This window comes from Lysobacter sp. ESA13C (assembly GCF_019970005.1).
In the GTDB taxonomy this organism is placed as follows: Bacteria; Pseudomonadota; Gammaproteobacteria; order Xanthomonadales; family Xanthomonadaceae; genus Lysobacter; species Lysobacter antibioticus_B.
The window spans coordinates 465,318-483,852 of sequence record NZ_JAHXYK010000004.1 but is presented as its reverse complement, the minus strand read 5'-3'; the positions used below and the strand labels follow the sequence as shown (position 1 = coordinate 483,852).

At 66.4% G+C, this 18,535-nt stretch carries 18 protein-coding genes; 8 read left to right on the top strand and 10 right to left on the bottom strand.

Annotation, left to right across the window (positions count from 1 at the left end; all coding sequences use genetic code 11):
• Positions 1-674: 674 nt before the first annotated feature.
• Complete coding sequence (locus LC490_RS10955) at positions 675-1,451, bottom strand: TorF family putative porin (RefSeq protein WP_223620192.1); 777 nt, start codon at positions 1,449-1,451, stop codon at positions 675-677.
• A gap of 294 nt (positions 1,452-1,745) precedes the next feature.
• On the opposite strand from LC490_RS10955, the gene LC490_RS10950 reads away from it, so the two are divergent.
• The 5 genes from LC490_RS10950 to LC490_RS10930 all read left to right on the top strand — a co-directional run bounded on the left by LC490_RS10950 (position 1,746) and on the right by LC490_RS10930 (position 6,266).
• Entirely contained in the window at positions 1,746-2,891 is a 1,146-nt protein-coding gene (locus tag LC490_RS10950; protein WP_223620191.1) for a polyamine ABC transporter substrate-binding protein, read from the top strand.
• A 4-nt stretch (positions 2,892-2,895) separates the two neighbouring features.
• Positions 2,896-4,053, top strand: a complete 1,158-nt coding sequence (locus tag LC490_RS10945; RefSeq protein ID WP_031372313.1) for an ABC transporter ATP-binding protein — start codon at positions 2,896-2,898, stop codon at positions 4,051-4,053.
• A 241-nt stretch (positions 4,054-4,294) separates the two neighbouring features.
• Positions 4,295-5,152, top strand: a complete 858-nt coding sequence (locus tag LC490_RS10940; RefSeq protein ID WP_223620238.1) for an ABC transporter permease subunit — start codon at positions 4,295-4,297, stop codon at positions 5,150-5,152.
• Positions 5,149-5,964 (top strand): ABC transporter permease subunit, encoded by an 816-nt coding sequence (locus tag LC490_RS10935; RefSeq protein ID WP_343223013.1) that lies wholly within the window; start codon positions 5,149-5,151, stop codon positions 5,962-5,964. Before LC490_RS10940 ends, LC490_RS10935 begins: the two co-directional genes overlap by 4 nt.
• A 5-nt stretch (positions 5,965-5,969) precedes the next feature.
• Positions 5,970-6,266 carry a hypothetical protein gene (locus LC490_RS10930; protein WP_223620190.1) on the top strand — a complete coding sequence of 99 codons (297 nt, stop codon included), beginning with the start codon at positions 5,970-5,972 and terminating at the stop codon, positions 6,264-6,266.
• A 280-nt stretch (positions 6,267-6,546) separates the two neighbouring features.
• Here LC490_RS10930 and LC490_RS10925 read toward each other — a convergent pair whose 3' ends face one another.
• Positions 6,547-7,287 (bottom strand): SapC family protein, encoded by a 741-nt coding sequence (locus tag LC490_RS10925; RefSeq protein WP_223620189.1) that lies wholly within the window; start codon positions 7,285-7,287, stop codon positions 6,547-6,549.
• A gap of 350 nt (positions 7,288-7,637) precedes the next feature.
• On the opposite strand from LC490_RS10925, the gene LC490_RS10920 reads away from it, so the two are divergent.
• Entirely contained in the window at positions 7,638-7,850 is a 213-nt protein-coding gene (locus LC490_RS10920) for a hypothetical protein (RefSeq protein WP_031372309.1), read from the top strand.
• Between the two features lie 42 nt (positions 7,851-7,892).
• On the opposite strand, the gene crcB is transcribed toward LC490_RS10920, so the two are convergent.
• A complete protein-coding gene (gene crcB, locus LC490_RS10915; protein ID WP_200875831.1) occupies positions 7,893-8,279 on the bottom strand; it encodes a fluoride efflux transporter CrcB in 387 nt (128 codons plus the stop codon).
• A gap of 141 nt (positions 8,280-8,420) precedes the next feature.
• Positions 8,421-9,806, bottom strand: a complete 1,386-nt coding sequence (locus LC490_RS10910; RefSeq protein WP_343223012.1) for a replication-associated recombination protein A — start codon at positions 9,804-9,806, stop codon at positions 8,421-8,423.
• Positions 9,807-10,089: 283 nt separating this feature from the next.
• Between LC490_RS10910 and LC490_RS10905 the strand changes: the two genes are divergently transcribed.
• Both LC490_RS10905 and LC490_RS10900 read left to right on the top strand, forming a co-directional pair.
• Positions 10,090-10,626 carry an N-acetylmuramidase gene (locus tag LC490_RS10905; RefSeq protein ID WP_031372306.1) on the top strand — a complete coding sequence of 179 codons (537 nt, stop codon included), beginning with the start codon at positions 10,090-10,092 and terminating at the stop codon, positions 10,624-10,626.
• Positions 10,627-10,749: 123 nt separating this feature from the next.
• Positions 10,750-11,226 (top strand): GNAT family N-acetyltransferase, encoded by a 477-nt coding sequence (locus tag LC490_RS10900; RefSeq protein ID WP_031372305.1) that lies wholly within the window; start codon positions 10,750-10,752, stop codon positions 11,224-11,226.
• Positions 11,227-11,379: 153 nt separating this feature from the next.
• Here LC490_RS10900 and LC490_RS10895 read toward each other — a convergent pair whose 3' ends face one another.
• The 6 genes from LC490_RS10895 to LC490_RS10870 all read right to left on the bottom strand — a co-directional run bounded on the left by LC490_RS10895 (position 11,380) and on the right by LC490_RS10870 (position 18,362).
• Positions 11,380-12,378 (bottom strand): hypothetical protein, encoded by a 999-nt coding sequence (locus LC490_RS10895; RefSeq protein ID WP_223620188.1) that lies wholly within the window; start codon positions 12,376-12,378, stop codon positions 11,380-11,382.
• 413 nt (positions 12,379-12,791) lie between these two features.
• Complete coding sequence (gene lolA / locus LC490_RS10890) at positions 12,792-13,424, bottom strand: outer membrane lipoprotein chaperone LolA (protein WP_036148737.1); 633 nt, start codon at positions 13,422-13,424, stop codon at positions 12,792-12,794.
• 89 nt (positions 13,425-13,513) lie between these two features.
• Positions 13,514-13,657 carry a hypothetical protein gene (locus tag LC490_RS10885; RefSeq protein WP_161786118.1) on the bottom strand — a complete coding sequence of 48 codons (144 nt, stop codon included), beginning with the start codon at positions 13,655-13,657 and terminating at the stop codon, positions 13,514-13,516.
• Positions 13,657-14,502, bottom strand: coding sequence for a class I SAM-dependent methyltransferase (locus LC490_RS10880; protein WP_031372302.1), 846 nt, complete (start codon positions 14,500-14,502; stop codon positions 13,657-13,659). The genes LC490_RS10885 and LC490_RS10880 overlap by 1 nt, the downstream gene beginning before the upstream one ends.
• Before the next feature lie 97 nt (positions 14,503-14,599).
• The gene (locus LC490_RS10875) at positions 14,600-16,963 is read right to left on the bottom strand and encodes a DNA translocase FtsK (protein ID WP_031372301.1); all 2,364 of its coding nucleotides are present in this window, start codon (positions 16,961-16,963) and stop codon (positions 14,600-14,602) included.
• A 328-nt stretch (positions 16,964-17,291) separates the two neighbouring features.
• On the bottom strand, positions 17,292-18,362 hold the full coding sequence (locus LC490_RS10870; RefSeq protein ID WP_031372300.1) for an alanine dehydrogenase: 1,071 nt from the start codon (positions 18,360-18,362) through the stop codon (positions 17,292-17,294).
• Positions 18,363-18,535 lie beyond the last annotated feature (173 nt).

The following is an 18,535-nucleotide window of genomic DNA, read 5'->3' as shown; positions in this document are numbered from 1 at the left end:
GCTTCCGCCACTAAAGCGGCGGGTTACTTTCTTTTGTCATAAGCAACAAAAGAAAGGTAACCAAAGAAAAATGCTTTTTCTTTGAATCACAAGCCCGCACGAGCGGTGCATACGCGGGGCTTTTTCATACGGGACATCCATGTCCCGATGAAAAACGGCCCGCATCCTTGCGGGCCGCCCTTCGGGTCTTCTATTGCCTTCGCGAGGCGAAGGCTGCGCACAGCAAAAGCAACAGCAACAGCAACAGCAATGGCAAGACTGCTTTGGGGTAGGAGCGACGCAAGCCGCGACCTCTTTCATGCAGCGACGCAGGTCCACCATTGTCGTGGTCGCGGCTTGCGCCGCTCCTACCCTCGGAGCACGAGCATCAGCCGTTGTCGTTGCTGTGCGCCGCTCCGAACTCGCGAAGGCCATAGAAGACCCGGAGGGCGGCCTGCATGGATGCAGGCCGTTTTTCATCGGGACAGGGATGTCCCGCATGAAAAATCCCTGCGTATGCATCGATCGTGCGGGCCTGTGATTCAAAGCAAAAGCACTTTTCTTTGGTGACTTTCTTTTGTTGCTTTAGACAAAAGAAAGTTACCCGCCGCTTTAGTGGCGGAAGCTCTTGGCGTTTGATCCTGATCTTGACCTTGACCCTAGAAAAACGATCCCCCGCGATCGTCCGTGGCCCCCTAAAACTTCCACCCCACCACCAAACTCACCCGCCCATCCGCCAACTTCCCATCGTCGAGCGCCTCCGACAACTCCGCCCCATAACTGGAGGTATCGGTGTACTGCAACTCCGCCTGCACCGGCCCGAACTCCCGCGTCAGCGCCAGCAGATAATCGTTGTAGCTGTCGCCTGCGGCGTCTTCCAGGTCGTAATGACCGATCTGAGCCTTGAGGCCGAAGCCGCTCTCGCCGAGCGGCCATTCGCCGCCCGCGTTCCAGTAGTAACCCTTGCCGCCCAGGCCGAAAATGTCCGGCGAATACGCCAGGCCGACGTGGTAATGCTCGGCGAAACTCAGAGTGCCTTCGAGCTCGGTGTAGTCGTAGTCGAAGCCCGAGCGAGCGCCGGGATACGCGGCCCGCATCAGCGCCACATCCAGTTCCAGACCGGGCCGCAATTCGCCGGCCCAGCCGAGGTAGCCGTCGAGTTCGTAGTCGATGCCGTCGTCCTCTTCGCCGGCGGCGGTGAAGTCGATGCTCGAAGCCCACAAGCCCGCATAGAAGCCGCTGCGATGTTCAAGCTCGATCTCGGCCTGCAGCGCCGGGTCTTCCTGGGTCTGGGACACGCCGCGCCAGATGTAGTCGCTGAGCGCGCTCACGCCGCCGTGCACGGCCCAGGCCGGCGGTTCGGAGGCCGTGGCGTCCTGTGCGGCGGCGGGCAGCGGCGACAGCACAGCCAGACCCAAGGCCAACAGGATCGCGCTCGGTGCGCAGCGACGAAGGTGCGGGCGATCGGACATGCGGGTCTCTCCAGGCGGGCTGCCGGCGACGATAGCGCAGTCGGCCTGCCCTCACCCGAACTCTCTGCGCCCTCCCCCCAACCCCACCCCGGCCAGAACGCATAGCGCCTTGGCGTTCGTGAGCTCGCAAGCCGCGCTCGCTCACCCCGTCAACGGGAGAGGAGCTAAAGCCATCCGAGGCGGGCCGGCGATCGGGTCCTTCGCGTGAAGGCCGGCGCAAAGGGCTGTCTTACATTGACACCGCCCGAGCGCCCTCCGAACATCCCCGCCATCGCACCTGTTTTGGAGAACACCGTGATCCTGCGCCTCGCCCCGCTCGCCTGCGCCCTGATGCTCGTCGCCTGCGGCGGCAAACAGCCCGACCAGGCCGCGCCCGCCGCGCCGGCCGGCGCCGAGGAGAAGGTGCTCAACGTCTACAACTGGTCCGACTACGTCGCCGACGACACCATCAAGAACTTCGAGACGGCTACCGGCATCAAGGTCAACTACGACGTCTACGATGCCAACGAAACCCTGGAGAGCAAGCTCACCGCGGGCGCATCGGGCTACGACGTGGTGTTTCCGTCGGCGCGTCCGTTCGCCCAACGCCAGGTCAAGAGTGGGCTGTATGCGGCGCTCGACAAGAGCAAGTTGAGCCACTGGAAGCATCTCGACCCGCAGTTGCTGCAGAACCTGGACGGCATCGACCCGGGCAACGCGCACCTGGTGCCGTACATGTGGGGCACCACCGGGCTCGGCGTCAACGTCGACAAGGTTCAGGCCGCGCTCGGCCCCGGCGCCGCACTCGATACCTGGTCGCTGTTGTTCGATCCCGCCAACGCCGCCAAGCTCGCCAAGTGCGGCATCACCGTGCTCGACGACGACCAGGAAGCCTTCGGCGCGGCGCTGATCTGGCGCGGACGCGATCCCAACGCCGGCACCGCCGACGAGATCGAGGTGGTCAAGAAGGTCTACGAGGCGATCCGGCCCTACGTGCGCACCTTCAACAACGCCGAGTACAAGGATGCCTTCGCCAACGGCGACGCCTGCCTGGTGATGGGCTATTCCGGCGACATCGCCCAGGCCAGCACCGACGCTTTCGATGCCGCCGCCAAGGCCGGCAAGCCGGCGCCGAACCTGCGCTTCGTGCTGCCCAAGGAAGGCGCGATCCGCTGGGTCGACGTGATCGCGGTACCGAAAGACAGCAAACACTCGGGCAACGCCCACGCCTTCATCGATTACCTGCTCGATCCGAAGGTCGCCGCGGCGATCAGCAACCACGTCGCCTACGCCAGCGCCAACAAGGACGCGTTGCCATTGGTCGACCCGGCCATCGCCCAGGACCCTGGCGTGTATCCGCCGGCGGAGGTGCGTGCCAAGTTGATCGACCCCAAGTCCCTGCCCGAAGACGTGCAACGCCAGCGCGTACGCGCCTGGACCCGCATCAAGAGCGGGCACTGAGCGCGTGAGCGTCCCCGCCCGCAGCGCCGCCCTCGAACCCTGGCGCGACCCGTCCGCACAGCCGTTCGTGCGCATCGAAGGCGTGACCAAGACCTACGGCAAGGTCTACGCCTGCGACGACATCTCGCTGGACGTATACCGCGGCGAGTTCTTCGCCCTACTCGGCGGCTCGGGCTCGGGCAAGAGCAGCCTGCTGCGCGTGCTCGCCGGCTTCGAGACACCGGACCGCGGCCGCGTGCTGATCGACGGCGTCGACGTCACCGACCTGCCGCCGTACCAGCGCCCGGTCAATATGATGTTTCAGAGCTATGCGCTGTTCCCGCACATGAGCGTGGCCCAGAACATCGCCTTCGGCCTCAAGCAGAGCCTGCCCGGCGAGGCCCGCCTCGGCGCCGGCGAGATCCGCGACCGGGTGCAGGCGATGCTGGAACTGGTACGCATGCCGCAGCTCGGCAACCGCAAGCCCGACCAACTCTCCGGCGGCCAGCGCCAGCGCGTCGCCCTGGCCCGCGCGCTCGCCAAGCAACCCAAGCTGCTGCTGCTCGATGAGCCGCTCGGCGCGCTCGACAAGAAGCTGCGCGAGCACACCCAGTTCGAGTTGGTCAGCATCCAGGAACGGGTCGGCACCACCTTCATCATGGTCACCCACGACCAGGAAGAGGCGATGACGATGTCGTCGCGGATCGCGGTCATGGACACCGGCCGCATCGTCCAGGTGTCGACACCGGCGGTGTTGTACGAATACCCGGCGACCCGCTTCGTCGCCGAGTTCATCGGCGGCATCAACCTGCTCGACGGACGCGTGCTCGGCCACGACGACGGCGGTCTGCTGCGCGTGCATTGCGACGGGGTCGGCGGCGAACTGCTCGCGCGCCATCCCGATCCGCTGCCCGAAGGCACCGCGGTCGGCATCGCCGTGCGCCCGGAGAAAATCGACGTCCACGAAACCCGCCCCGAAGGCCTGGACAACGCCGTGGTCGGCAAGGTCCGCGACATCGCCTACCTCGGCGACGTTTCGATCTATCACGTCCAGACCGAGGCCGGCGCGACCTTGCGCGTGCAGGAAACCCACGTCGCGCGCAGCTCCGAGCCGCATTACGACTGGGACGACAGCCTGTGGCTGTCGTGGGATGCGAGCAGCGCGGTGGTGCTGACGTCGTGAAGGCTGACCTCGTGAAGCATGGCCTCGTGAGCGGCGGACTCGTGCATCGCCGGCTCATGCGTGCCGGAACGGTCTGCGCGGCCGTGCTGGGGATGCGCCCATGAGTGGGATGGAGCAAAAGCGGGACTTGGGGGGCTGGGGTTTCTGGGCGGATGTCGTTCAGAACCTCTTCGGTTGGTTCCGCGCGGTTGGCGACGAGTTTCGCAGCCGCCGCGGCCGCCTGCTGGTGACCGCTGTGCCGATGCTGTGGATGGCGCTGTTCTTCCTGGTGCCGTTCCTGATCGTGCTCAAGATCAGCTTCGCCCAGGGCCTGTTCGGCCAGGTGCCGCCGTACACCCCGCTGATCGAGACCGGTGCCGACGGCGCCACTTCGCTGCGCCTGCATGCCTCCAACTACACCGCGTTGCTGTCGGACCCGCTGTATATCGCCGCGTATCTGAAATCGCTGCTGTTCGCCTCGGTGTCGACCCTGTTCTGCCTGCTGTTGGGCTATCCCATCGCCTACGGCATCGCCCGCGCACCGCGGGTGCTGCGCCTGTTGCTGTTGGTGCTGGTGATCCTGCCGTTCTGGACCAGCTCGCTGCTGCGCACCTATGCCCTGATCGGCCTGCTGCGCGCCAACGGCCTGATCAGCCAGGCCCTGGCCTGGACCGGCCTGATTGAGCCCGGCGAGGCGGTGCTGCACACCGACCTGGCGGTCTATATCGGCATCACCTACAACTACCTGCCCTTCATGATCCTGCCGCTCGCCGCGACCCTGGTGCGGCTCGACTTCACCCTGCTCGAAGCCGCCGCCGACCTCGGCGCGAAACCCTGGCAGGCCTTCGCGCGCGTGACCCTGCCGCTGTCGATCCCCGGCATCATCGCCGGCACCTTGCTGGTGTTCATCCCGGCGGTCGGCGAGTTCGTGATCCCCGACGTGCTCGGCGGCCCCGACGCGCTGACCATCGGCCGCGTGCTGTGGACCGAGTTCTTCACCAACCGCGACTGGCCGCTGTCGGCGGCGATCGCCATCGCCATGCTGTTGCTGATCGTGCTGCCGACCCTGCTGTTCGAGTATGTCGAGAACCGTCGCGTGGCGCGCGAGGCCCGCTCGTGAGGCGGCGCCCGTTCACTCTGTACACGATGATGGCGCTGGGCTACGCCTTCCTGTACCTGCCGATCGTCTCGGTGATCGTGTTCTCCTTCAGCGGCTCCGAACGCGCCACCACCTGGGGCGGGTTCTCGCTGCAGTGGTACGGCGCGCTGATGCGCAACGAGCAGATCCTGGAGGCGGTGCAGCGCAGCCTGACCATCGCCGCGATCTCGGCCACCTCCGCGGTCGCGCTCGGCACCGCGAGCGGGCTGGCGCTGTCGCGCTTCGGCCGTTTCCCGGGCCGCGGCATCCTCAGCCTGATGAACTCGGCGCCGATGGTGATGCCCGACGTCATGCTCGGCCTGTCCTCGTTGCTGCTGTTCGTCGGCGTGCAGCAGTTGTTCGGCTGGCCCGAACGCGGCATGACCACGATCACCCTCGCCCACATTACCCTGACCGCCTGCTACGTCACCGTGGTGGTGCGCTCGCGCATGACCTCGATGGACGCGAGCCTGGAAGAAGCGGCGATGGACCTGGGCGCGAAGCCGTGGCGGGTGTTCTTCGTCATCACCCTGCCCCTGATCGCCCCGGCCCTGCTCGCCGGCTGGCTGCTCGCCTTCACCCTGTCGCTGGACGACCTGGTCATCGCCAGCTTCACCTCCGGTCCGGGCTCGACCACCCTGCCGATGCTGGTCTATTCCAAGGTCAAGATCGGCGTGACCCCGGAGATCAATGCGTTGACCACGATCATCGTGCTGTTGGTGGCGATCGGGGTCAGCGTGGCGGGTGTGTTGATGCATCGGCGCGAACGCAAGTTGGCACGGTTGCGCGATTGAGGCGCATGCGCGACAGCTCGGCAAGGTCGTGTGTCCTGACCGTTGCCGTTGCCGTTGCCGTTGCCGTTGCCATTGCCATTGCCATTGCCATTGCCATTGCCATGAAGAGCTTGGCGCAGTACCGAACTCGCGAGAACACTTGGAGACCCGGAGGGCGGCGCACAGGACGTGCGCCGTTTTTCGATAAGACAGGGACGTCTTATCGAAAAATCCCGGCGCAAGCTGCGTACTCGCACGGGAGCTTCGTCAAGGAAAGCCCTTTTCTTTGGTTACCTTTCTTTTGGGCCAGCAAAAGAAAGTAACCCGGCCGCGTAGCGGACGGAAGCTCTGCTCTTGCTCGAGGGATTTGCCCTCTTGCTTGAGGGACACGCCGGAGGCCGCGAAAACGTGGTCGCGACTTACGTCGCTCCTACCCTGGACTCCAGTCGGAAGCGACGCGAGATCAGAGCGTCGTGGCCGCCGGTTTAAAGAGTAGGAGCGGCGCGAGCCGCGACCGCGCCGTGTCGGCCTCGCGGCGTATCGCTCAAGCAAGGTCCAGATCTAGATCAAACGCCAAAAGCTTCCGCCACTAAAGCGGTCGGCTCAGTTCGTCGCCGGGGCGGCCTTGCTCTGCGCTTCTTGCGCCAAGGCCGAAAGCCGGTCGAGGTTCTGCATCGAAGTCAGATGGGTATAGATCAGCCCAAGCGCGCCGGTACGCAGCAGTTCCGGGATCAGCGCGTCGCCGAGCTTGAACAAACGCTCTTCCGACACGACGTAGACGCCGCCGAGTTCGCGCTGCGGTTCGCCTTCGCCGCCGAAACGGATCACCCGCTGCTCCAGCAGGTCGAGTTCCTTGAGCTTGGCGGTGAACGCGGCGGTGCGCCGGAACTCTTCGTGGTAATTCGACATGAAGCCCATCGCCCGCGCCAGGCTCTCGGTGTCCTCGCCGTTCTCCTGGAACAGCGGCTCGCCCTCTTCTTCCGACAGACCGTCGTAGCCCATGTCGATGCAGACCGTCATCGTATTGTTGGCGCGGTCTTCGCTGAGGATGAAGGGATACTGGCGCAGGAACGCCGGCACGTAGCCGCGCTTCCAGCGCGCGTCTTCGCCGACGTAGAGGTTCTCTTCGTTGCGCAGGCCGACCATGATCGCCGGCAGGAAATCGCCGCTTTCGAGCTTGGCGAACACGATGGCGTATTCGCAGGCGGCCTGCAGGAACTCGACCGTGGTCAACGGCACCGAGTTGAGACCTGCGGCGAAACGGGCGTTGTGCGAGGACGAACGCAGACGCAGGCGGCGATGGGTGTGGCGGTTCAGCGGCACGACTTTGTCGTAGATCAGCATGGAAGTCCCGAATCTGTGGTGTGCCCGCCGACCCGGCGGGTGCGGCGACGATGCCGCATCGCCAGGACAGTTACAACGGGGCCGGCCACTCCCGACGGCGCCTCCCGGCCACCGGCTGCCGCCTTCGCCACAGGGCCGCCCGGCACCGGCCGAAAGCAACTTTCAGGTGCACCAGTGCCTGTCAAAGCTGTCATCACGTCCGATCCCATATCGTGACTGCCGGCACATACAAGCCATACGTGCCGGGTGCTGAGAGGGGAAGTGCTTTGTTCAAGGTGTCATTGCGGGAACACGCTCTGCTGAGCGTTCTAGTGGGGTTGCAACGCGGGGTGCAACCGGAAACCAGTCACATGAAGCATGCATTGATCGAGGATGGGCTGGCCCTGAGCCACGACGGCCGCCTGATCTTGTCGAATGCCGGCATGACCTTGTTGCAGGCGCTGCAGCACATGGTCTGGGCCGAGGTCGAATCCCTGCAGCAGGTCCTGGCCAACAAGGTCGCCGCGCCAAGCGACGACGTGCTGCGCATGTCGCGTCGTCCGGTCCCGCCGTCCATCGAGTAATCGCGGGCGGCCGCTCAGCCGACGCGGCTCGGCCGGCGCCGCTCAGCCAGCACGACCCCAGGCCTGCACGCTGGCGATGCCGGCCGCGGTCATCGCGAACGAGCCCAGCATGTGCAACGCAGCCACGCCGAAGGCCCAGCCGAACTGCTCGCGCCCCAGCAAGTGCACGACTTCGGCCGAGAAGGTCGAGAAGGTGGTCAGCCCGCCGAGCAGGCCGGTGATGACGAACAAGCGCCACTCCGGCGCGATCGCGGGGTGTTGCGAGAACCAGGCCACGGCCAGGCCGATGCCGTAGCCGCCGATCAGGTTCGCCGCCAGGGTGCCCAAGGGCAGGCTGGCATGGCTCGGATTGAGCCACAGGCCCAGGCCCCAGCGCACCCAGGCGCCGATCGCAGCGCCGAGGCCGATTGCGAAGAACGAAGCCAACACCGTATGCGATCTCCCGTTATGCGCCGGCCTGTAGCGGCCTGCCCGCTGCCATCTGACACGCTCCCGTCTGACCGTCCGACCCGTCGCGGCCGGCCTGAACGGCCGCCGCGTTCGAGTATGTCCTCGCCAGCCGCCCTCGCCTCAGCCGCCCTCGCCTTCGCCCTGCCCGTCGCCCTCGCCGCGCGCCTGCGAACGCAGCGCGCGCAGGCGCGCGAGTTTCTCGCCGAGCTTGATCTCCAGACCGCGCGCGACCGGCTCGTAATACACCCGTTCGCCCATCGCCTCGGGAAAGCCGGTCTGGTCGAGGGCGATGCCGCCGTCCGCGTCGTGGTCGTACTGATAGCCCTTGGCGTAGCCCAGGCGTTCCATCAGCTTGGTCGGCGCATTGCGCAGGTGCATCGGCACGTCCTGGGTGCCGTACTGGCCGACATCGCTCTTGGCCGCGTTGAAGGCCGCATAGGCCGCATTCGATTTGGCCGTGCTCGCCAGGTAGATCACCACCTGGGCCAGGGCCAGGTCGCCTTCCGGGCTGCCGAGCCGGTCGTAGGTGTCCCAGGCGTCGACCGCCATCTGCTGGGCGCGCGGATCGGCCAGGCCGATGTCTTCGACCGCCATGCGCACGATCCGGCGCGCCAGATAATGCGGATCGCAGCCACCGTCGAGCATGCGCGCGAACCAGTACAGCGCCGCATCCGGGTTGGAGCTGCGCACGGATTTGTGCAGCGCCGAGATCTGGTCGTAGAACTGGTCGCCGCCCTTGTCGAAGCGGCGCGTGCGGTCGGCCAGCACCTGGGCCAGGGTCGCCTCGGTGATCAGGCCGTCTTCGTCCTGCGACAGTTCGGCGGCGATCTCCAGCAGGGTCAGGGCGCGGCGTACGTCGCCGTCGGCGGCGGTGGCGATCTGCAGCAGCAGTTCGTCGCCGACCTGGATCGACTGCCCGCCCAGGCCGCGCTCCTCGTCCTCGAGCGCGCGGCGCAGGGTCTGGCGGATGTCCTCGGGCGAGACCGACTCCATCACGTGCACGCGGCAGCGCGACAACAAGGCCGAATTGAGCTCGAACGACGGGTTTTCGGTGGTGGCGCCGACGAACAGGATGGTGCCGCGCTCGATGTGCGGCAGGAACGCATCCTGCTGGTTCTTGTTGAAACGATGCACCTCGTCGACGAACAGCACGGTGCGGCGGCCGTCGGCGAACCGGTGGGCGGCCTCGGCCAGCACCTGGCGCACTTCCGGCAAGCCCGACAGCACCGCCGAGATCGCCTTGAACTCGGCATCGGCGTAGCGCGCCAGCAGCAGCGCCAGGGTGGTCTTGCCGCAGCCCGGCGGCCCCCACAGGATCATCGAGTGCACGCGTCCGGACTCGACCGCGCGGCGCAGCGCCGAACCCGGCGCGAGCAGGCGGCGCTGGCCGACCATCTCATCGAGCGCGCGCGGACGCATGCGTTCGGCGAGCGGGCGCAGGCCGTCGCGGTCCACGCTCAACAGGTCGCGATCGTTAGCGGAGGAAGAGACGTTGCGGCGGGCCACGGGGCGAACGGGTTCCGGTGTCGGGCGGTCCGACACGATAGCAAGATCGCGGCGGCGGCGAGCCGCGCCTGGGCGCAAGTCCTTGATCCAGCGGGATAACGCAAACCGTGTGGCAGGTCTGAGCCGAACCCAGGAGCGAAGGTAGCGGCAAGCACGCCGGCGAGTGAGTAGGATCCGCGACCGGGCCTGCGTACGCAGGCCGCTCACAGCCCCGTCCCGGCGACGTTCTTGTTCACGAACCCGGTACGCCGGAACTCCATCCACCTACACAGCGAGCATCGCGATGGCGGATTTCAACGCGTTTTTCCCGCAACTGCTGAAGTTCGAGGGCGGCTACGTCGACGACCCGGCCGACCCGGGCGGCGCGACCAACAAGGGCATCACCCTGGCGACCTTCCAGGCGCATGCGCAGGCACTGCTCGGCATCGCGCCCACCCTCGACAACCTCAAGGCACTGAGCAACGGCCAGGCGGCGATCCTCTACAAGACCTTGTACTGGGACCCGCTCCAATGCGACGCGATCGGCCTGCAGTGCCTGGCCGAGGACCTGTTCGATTTCCAGGTCAACGCCGGCTTCCATGCGGTGTCGTTGGTGCAGACCCTGCTCGGCCCGCCGGTGGTGGCCGACGGCCGGTTCGGCCCGGACACGGCCGCGGCACTGCAGGCCGCCGATCAGGCGGCGCTGTACCCGCACTACCGCCAGGGCCGCATCGACTACTACCGCAACCTCGCCGCCGCGCATCCGGTGCTGCAGCGCTTCCTGGCCGGTTGGCTGGCACGCGCGGAGTGGTTCCCGGAGCAGGCGCCGGCATCGAGCTGAGGCCGCTCGGACCACTGCGCTAAGGACCGATCTCGCCATTCCTGTCGATGCATCGCGACAGCACAATGAGCGATCCATCGGCATCAAGCACCCGACGCTGCCAGGCAGCGTCGCCGCTCATCAATGACCAAAGCCCTGCTTCGGATCCGCCCGGCACGCTCGAACGACCGCGCCGCCGTACTGGCCCTGCTCGAGGAAACCTTCGTCGATACCTGGCGCCCGCAACTGAGCGCCGAGGCGATCGCCGCTTATCGCAACGGCGGCGGTACCGAACGCTTCGTCGATGCGCACCTGGGCCGCTTCGTGGTCGCCGAACTCGATGGGCGCCTGGCCGGCTTCGCCCACCGCGACGGCGGTTTCGTCGGGGCTCTGCATGTGACCGCCCCGGCACGCCGGCACGGCGTGGCCAGGCAACTGATGGCCACGCTGGAGACAGCGATGCGCGAAGACGGCATCGCGACGGCGAGCCTGGAAACCGACACCTTCAACACCGGCAGCCAGGCCTTGTACCTGGCCTTGGGCTATCGCGAAACGGCGCGTTATCCCGACCAGGAATGGAACAGCGGCCTGACCACGATCCGTTACGAAAAGACGCTGTAGCTGCGCCGTGCGCGACGCGGCGAGGTTACGCTTGACGCATTCGCTCTAGTCGCCGCGACAAAAAACGCGAGCCCCGCAGGGCTCGCATCAACGGCCGCCGACTGCGGCCATCGGGACGACCCGCATCGAGATCGGATCAACCCGTCCGAGCGCTTACCACTGTGCCCACGACGAGGCCGGGACATGCTGCTCGGCGTGCGCGATCACCGCCGCCACCGACGTCAGGTGCCCCACCGCCACCAGCCAACGCGCGGTATGCCACTCGGTGCCGACGATCTCGGTCGAGAAATCGTCGTCGCCCAACATCGACATCAGCCCGAGTTCGTAGGGCGCGCCCTGGCGGCGGCTGGCGTAGACGAGGGTCGGCTCGTGCGAATAGAACGCCATGCAGGTGCCCTGGTTCGGCTGCTCGACCATGTCGGGGCGATCGCACAAGGCGATGGCGTGGCCGCTCTGGTAGTAGTTCTCGTTCCAGGGCCATTGCTTGATGTCGTGGCTGAGGCCGGGCGTGGTCGACGGCTGGAAGCGCTGGAACTGGGAACCGTTGAGGCTGTAATAGGCGTAACGCAGGAAATTGACGTCGACGAACGCGACCGGCAGTTCCGATAGGGCCTTGACCGGGTTCTGCGCGCCCGAGAAATCCTTGCGGATCGACATGTCCAGCATCATGGCTTCGCGCGGCATGGCGAAGCCGTCGCCGAGCGTGACGCCGAAGGCCATGTCGTAAGGCGCGACCTGCGCCGGACGGCCCCGACAGGTACCGGAGAGATTCGGCTCGTCGTAGAGCAAAGGGTCGATGCCGAGCAGGATGCCGTGGCTGGCCGGCGTGCCGAGCTGGGCGCCGCTCCAGTTCGGGATCGAACCGGTCAGCAGCGAGGTGCGGCCGGTGCAGTCGCCGCCCTGGGTGGGGTTGTACTCGTTGCCCTCCCTGCTGCGCGTGGTCATCTGGAAGTCGGCGCCGACGTTGTCGTGCGGTACGGCCAGGCGGCCGGCGATCCACAGGCCGGTGATCATCGGCGAGCGAGTATTGTGCGGCGCAACTTTTTCGTTGAGCCGGATGCGGATGATGCCGTTGTCTTTCTCGAAGGTCTGGTCCTGGGCGGCCGCCATCGTCGGCAGCAACAAGGCGATCAATAACGATAGACGCTTCATGCGGTCGTGCTCCAGTCGGGTCGCTGGCGGGGCAACGCGCGCATGCGGCCAGCTTCGCTCCTGCGCCGGCTTCGCCTCGGTCTGGCGAAGCGCGGCGAGCATGTCACCGTGTCCGCGTCGGGGCATCCGGCGCCTTGGTTCGTGCTGTGACGCCGCGCAGCATGCGACGCGGCGCGGCCGCAGATCGGTACGGCCCGGCCCGGCGAATAACGCGACGCATCGCGACGATGCGCTGCGACCCGGCTCACAAACACGGCCCCCTGCGGCGCAAACGCTTTGATCGATGTCGCGCTTTGCGACATCGGTGTTCGCAGACGTGCGCACAAACGAAAAACGCGAGCCCCGGCGGAGCTCGCGTTTCGGTGATTGCGCGGTGCCTCGTTACCCAGCGCGGCGTCGCCGCGCGGTGTCGCTCAGCCTTCGCCGATCACGTCCACGCCCTTGGCCGGCGCGTACTTGAACGTGGTCGCCGGGAAGCTCGGATTGCGCTTCCAGCCGCTAAAGCTGATCTCGGTCTTCTGGCCCAGCGCGTCGACGATTTCCATCTTCGCCAGGCCGCCGGCGTTGAAGCCGAGCTTGGCGCTGCGGAAGCTGGCGTCGTTCCCGGTCTTGGGTTGCAGCGACAGCCAGTTGAGGCCGCCGTTGCTGCCGTTGTCCTTGACCACGAACATCGCATCCAGGCGGGTCGGGTCGATCAGCGCGGCAAGCGGGCTGTTCTGTTCCTCGGCGCCTTGCGGACGCACCGTGACCTGCTTGAGGTCGGGCTCAAAGACCCAGACCTTCTTGCCGTCGGCGACGATCAACTGCGGATACGGCTTGACGTATTCCCAACGGAACAGACGCGGCGCCGACAGCGCCACCTGGCCCTGCGAGGTTTCCTTAAGCTTGCCGTTGGCGTCGTAGACCTGCTGGGCGAACTGGCCGTCGAGGCCCTTGAGGCCGCGGGTGAAGGCGCCCAGGTCGTCGCGCGCGCCGGCGAAGGCGCTGGCCGAGAACAGTACGGCGGCGATCGCGCCGGCCGCGGCGAATTTGACGGTACGAATCATCGGAATACTCCAGAACGCTTGCGCAGAGTCTGACAACAAAAAACTGAACGGGCGCGCGCCAAAGCCGGCCCGGCGCGCAATCGGTTCAGCTAAGGCGGCGCTTCGGCGAGGCCGTCGATGAAACCGATCAAACCCTCCTGCAGCACCGGCTCGACCGCCAGCACCAACAGCAGCGCGCCCCGCCACCACAGCATCGCCGGCAGGCGCTCGGTAAAGCTGCGTGGGCCGATCATTACGCCGCTTCCGCCCGTCGCCCCAGCAGGACCACGTCGTGATGTTGCTGCAGCCCGCCTTCGACATGATCGAGAACGTCGAAATACCGACTCCAGGTCCGCGCGATGTAATCGCGAGTGTGGAAGGTGGTCTGATAGAAGTCCGGCAGGCCGTCGAGCTTGAAACGCCCCTTGTGATCGACGCGGAAGGCGATGCCGTACCTGTCCAGTTCGGCCCGCTCTTCCGGTGTGCAACTGTTGAGTGTGTACTTGCCGTGCACCGTTGTCAGCAGCACGCCTCCGGGCTTGAGGATGCGCGCCAGTTCCTCCAGCCAGACGTTCTGATTGGTCTCGTCCAGATGGGTGAACAGCGAAACGTTGTAGATCACATCGAACGACGCGTCTGCATAGGACGTCGGCGGCGCGGGCGCATTGACCTGGAAACGGGCGACCTGCGAGAGGTGCCGCTGCGCCCATTCGATGGCTTCCGGATCGATGTCGGAACCGTGGAATTCGCAGTTGCGCGAACGCGTTTTCATTTCGCCGACGATCCGCCCCGGCCCGCAGGCGAAATCCAGCACGGTCAGTCCATCCAGGCGCACGCCTCGGCTGTCCAGGCAGCTCAGCAAATCAGTGGCCACCAGTGGGCCGGTGGCCACGAAGCTGGCCTCGTCCAAGGCGCGGTGCACGCGATAACGCAACATCGGCGGCGGCACCGCCGCCTTGCCATGCCGCAGTTGCGCGTCGTAGAGCGCTTGCTCGCGCGCTAGTTCGCGGCGGAACTTGAGGTAATTGACCAAGCCGCCGAGCCAGTACACCGGCGGGATGCGTTTTCCGATCCGCTTCAATCTCGTCTTGAGCGCCATCACTATTTCCGTAGCCGTGATCTTCCAGGGCCGATACGACGTCGTGCCGCGGGAGTGCGGGAGTGCCTCGTAAGGCGCGATGTTACAAGGCGCGATCTTACTTCGGCGGCGGCGGCGCCAACACGCTGCGGTCGCCGTTGTGTTCTGGCGGGGTGACGATGCCGGCCGCTTCCATCGCCTCGATCAGGCGCGCGGCGCGGTTGTAGCCGATCTTGAGCCGGCGCTGCACGCCCGAGATCGAGGCGCGGCGGGTCTCGGTGACGATGCGCACGGCCTCGTCGTAGAGCGGGTCGGATTCGTCGCCGCCGGCATTGGCGGTTTCCGGCAGGCCGGTCGCGCCGACCACGGTGCCGTCGCCCATCGTCTGCACTTCGTCGAGCACGCCTTCGATGTAGTCCGGGCGGCCGCCGACCTGTTTGAGGTGTTCGACCACGCGATGCACTTCCTCGTCGGAGACGAAGGCGCCGTGGACGCGCTCGGGCATGGCGGTGCCGGGCGGCAGGTACAGCATATCGCCGTGACCCAGCAGGGTCTCGGCGCCGGACTGATCCAGGATCGTGCGCGAATCGATCTTGCTCGACACCTGGAAGGCGATGCGGGTCGGGATGTTGGCCTTGATCAGGCCGGTGATGACGTCGACCGACGGACGCTGGGTGGCGAGGATCAGATGGATGCCGGCGGCGCGCGCTTTCTGCGCCAGTCGGGCGATGAGTTCTTCGACCTTCTTGCCGACGATCATCATCATGTCGGCGAATTCGTCGATGAAGATGACGATGAACGGCAAGGTCTCGAGCTGGCGCGGCGCTTCGTCCAACTCGGGGTTGGGCTTGAACAGCGGGTCCATCATCGGCTGGCCCGCTTCCTCGGCGTCGCGGACCTTCTTGTTGAAGCCGGCCAGGTTGCGCACGCCGACCATCGACATCAGCTTGTAGCGGCGCTCCATCTCGGCCACGCACCAGCGCAGGCCGTTGGCGGCTTCCTTCATGTCGGTGACGACCGGCGCCAGCAGATGCGGAATGCCCTCGTAGACCGAGAGTTCGAGCATCTTCGGGTCGATCATCAGCATCCGCAGTTCCTTCGCGGAGGCTTTGTAAAGCAGGCTCAGCACCATCGCGTTGACCGCCACCGACTTACCCGAACCGGTGGTGCCGGCGACGAGCAAGTGCGGCATGCGCGCCAGGTCGGCCACGGTCGGGCGGCCGGCGATGTCCTTGCCCAGCGCCAGGGTCAGCGGGCTGCCGGACTTGTCGTATTCCTTCGAGCGCAGCAGCTCGGACAGATAGATCATCTCGCGGCTGGTGTTCGGCGTTTCCAGGCCGATCACCGACTTGCCGGGGATCACGTCGACCACGCGCACCGACTTGACCGACAGGCCGCGGGCGATGTCCTTGTCGAGCGAACTGATCTGGCTGACCTTCACGCCGGGCGCCGGCTGCACCTCGAAGCGGGTGATGACAGGGCCGGGATAAGCGCCCATGACCTGGGCGTCGATGCGGAAATCCTTGAGCTTGAATTCGATCTGGCGCGACAGGGTTTCCAGGGTCTCTTCGCTGTAGCCCTTGGGCTGCGGCTTGGGATCGTCGAGCAGGGCCAGCGGCGGCAGGCCGCTGCCGTCGCCGGTGTTGAACAACGGGATCTGTGTTTCGCGCTTGGCGCGTTCGCTCTTCTCCACCACCGGCGCCGGCGGCGGCTCGATCCGCACCTTCTCGCGCTTGGAACGCAGCTCGGTGTCGACCTTGCGCACTTCCTCGCGCTCTTCGCGCATGACCTGGGCCTGGCGCCACTCGGTCGCCTGCTGGCTGCCGCGGCGGAACAGCTTGCTCAGGGTCGGGCCCATCGCCATCGTCCACTGGCCGAGCTTGTCCATGACCGCGAACCAGGAGATGCCGGTGGCCAGGGTCACCGAAATCAGCAACAGCGCGAGCAGGAACAGATTGCCGCCGACCGGGCCGAAACCCGAATACAGCGAACGCCCGACCAACTGGCCGAGGATGCCGCCGCTGCCGGCGGAGAAATATTCGGCCGGGCCGAAACGCAGTTGCAGCAGGCCGGTCGCCGAGACCAGGAAACCGACGATGCCGATCAGGCGTAGCGCCGGACCGAGGTCGGCTTCGCCATCGCCGTCGGTGTCCATGCCGAACAGCGCGATCCAGGCGATCGCGCCGAGCATGATCGGCAGCAGGAAGGCGACATAGCCGCACAGGTACAGCAGCACATCGGCGATCCAGGCGCCGACGCGGCCGCCGACGTTGTGCAGCGGCGCGGTGATCGAGCCCGAATGCGACCAACCCGGATCGGCCGGCGAAAACGTCACCAGGCTCGCCAGCAGATACAGCAGCAGCGGCGCGATCACGATCAGGACGATGTCGCGCATCAGCCGCTGACGTCGCGGCGACGGCGGGCGCTTTTCGGTCTCGGCCGGCTTGGCCTTCTTGCGACTGGCTGTGGGAGCTTGCGCCACCGTGATGTGCTGCCTTAGGTTGATACTGTTAGTTGTTGAATATACAGCCGAATCGGGCGAAGTGGAAAGAAAGCGGCTGGGCGCCCACCCAGGGCCGACCCGCGCTTTCCTGCCGACGCCCACCGCGGCATCGTCGTCCGGCCGGGAATCGCGCCCCGCCCAACGAAACCGCCCCAAGAAAAACGGGGCGGCGGCGAGACGCTGGCGCCGAGATCGGCCACCGCCCCACCTTACCGCCCCGCTTCGCCGGCGCAAACCGGTCCCGGGCGAGCGGCGGCGATATCTCGCCTCCTCGCGCCCGGCCGGTCAGGCCGTGTCAGTCAGTCGCTTACAGCTTCATGCCCTGCAGGGCCGGGTGGATCAGCTGGCCCGCTTCGACGTTGATGCCACGCACCAGCGCCGGGTTGTTGCGCCACTCGGCGCCGGCGGCCAGCTTGTTGACCCAGGGCAGGATCGCCGCGCAGATCGCCTGCGAGGAGGTCTGCGGCACGGCGCCCGGCATGTTGGTCACGCAGAAGTGGGTCACGCCCTCTTCGACGTAGGTGGGCTCCTTCCAGGTGGTCGGGCGCGAGGTCTCGAAGCAGCCGCCCTGGTCGATCGAGATGTCGACCACCACGCTGCCGTCTTCCATGCCCTTGAGCATGTCGCGGGTCAGCACGTGCGGCGCGCGCGCGCCGGTCACCAGCACCGCACCGATCACCAGGTCGGCCGAGGCCACTTCGCGGGCGACCACGTCGACGTAGGGGAACAACGCGGTGACGTTGTTGCCCAGGCGCATCATCTGGTCCATGCGGTCCTGGCGCATTTCGAACACGGTCACGTTGGAGCCGCCGGCCGCGGCCAGCGCTGCCGACGCGCCGCCGGCCTGGCCGGCGCCGAACACGACGACCTTGCCGCGCTCGGTCGACGGCAGGCCGCCGAGCAGCTTGCCCTTGCCGCTCATAGGCTGGTGCAGCAGGTGGGTACCGACCTGGACGCCGATCTTGCCGGCGATGATCGACATCGGCGCCAGCAGCGGCAGGTCGCCGTTGGGCAGCTCGACGGTCTCGAAGGCGACGCCGGTCAGGCCGATGTCGAGCAACTGCTTGGTCAACACCGGCTCGGCGGCCAGGTGCAGATAGCAGAACAGCAGGTGATCCTTGCGCAGGTGCTGCAGGTCGCCGGCGATCGGCTCCTTGACCTTGACGATCAGTTCGCCCTTTTCGTACAGCGCCGCCGCGTCCGGGGCGATCTTCACGCCCAGACGGGTGTAGTCGGCGTCCTTGAACCCGCTCTTGATGCCCGCGTCCTGTTCCAGCCAGACCTCGTGGCCGCGCTTGACCAGATCGCCCGCCGCGGCGGGAACGAGCGCGACGCGCCCTTCGAGGGTCTTGGTTTCCTTCGGTACGCCGATACGCATTGCTGTCTCCAGTGCGGCCCAGAAAAAACGCCGCATGCGCGGCGCCCCAAGCCTGATTGTCTAAAGTTTGTCGTGTGGTGTCGGAACGGTTGCGGTGGAACGTGGGGCTGTCGCGGTATTCGGTGAAGCGCGTTACGGTGCCGCGGAGCCGAATGAGGCGGCTCTTATGCGCG

Coding starts and splice junctions, on each gene's coding strand:
- LC490_RS10955 (WP_223620192.1), bottom strand. CDS start 1,451: ATGTCCGATCGCCCGCACCTTCGTCGCTGCGCACCGAGCGCGATCCTG.
- LC490_RS10940 (WP_223620238.1), top strand. CDS start 4,295: ATGCTGTGGATGGCGCTGTTCTTCCTGGTGCCGTTCCTGATCGTGCTC.
- LC490_RS10930 (WP_223620190.1), top strand. CDS start 5,970: ATGCGCGACAGCTCGGCAAGGTCGTGTGTCCTGACCGTTGCCGTTGCC.
- LC490_RS10925 (WP_223620189.1), bottom strand. CDS start 7,287: ATGCTGATCTACGACAAAGTCGTGCCGCTGAACCGCCACACCCATCGC.
- LC490_RS10920 (WP_031372309.1), top strand. CDS start 7,638: ATGAAGCATGCATTGATCGAGGATGGGCTGGCCCTGAGCCACGACGGC.
- LC490_RS10905 (WP_031372306.1), top strand. CDS start 10,090: ATGGCGGATTTCAACGCGTTTTTCCCGCAACTGCTGAAGTTCGAGGGC.
- LC490_RS10900 (WP_031372305.1), top strand. CDS start 10,750: ATGACCAAAGCCCTGCTTCGGATCCGCCCGGCACGCTCGAACGACCGC.
- LC490_RS10895 (WP_223620188.1), bottom strand. CDS start 12,378: ATGAAGCGTCTATCGTTATTGATCGCCTTGTTGCTGCCGACGATGGCG.
- lolA (WP_036148737.1), bottom strand. CDS start 13,424: ATGATTCGTACCGTCAAATTCGCCGCGGCCGGCGCGATCGCCGCCGTA.
- LC490_RS10885 (WP_161786118.1), bottom strand. CDS start 13,657: ATGATCGGCCCACGCAGCTTTACCGAGCGCCTGCCGGCGATGCTGTGG.
- LC490_RS10880 (WP_031372302.1), bottom strand. CDS start 14,502: ATGGCGCTCAAGACGAGATTGAAGCGGATCGGAAAACGCATCCCGCCG.
- LC490_RS10870 (WP_031372300.1), bottom strand. CDS start 18,362: ATGCGTATCGGCGTACCGAAGGAAACCAAGACCCTCGAAGGGCGCGTC.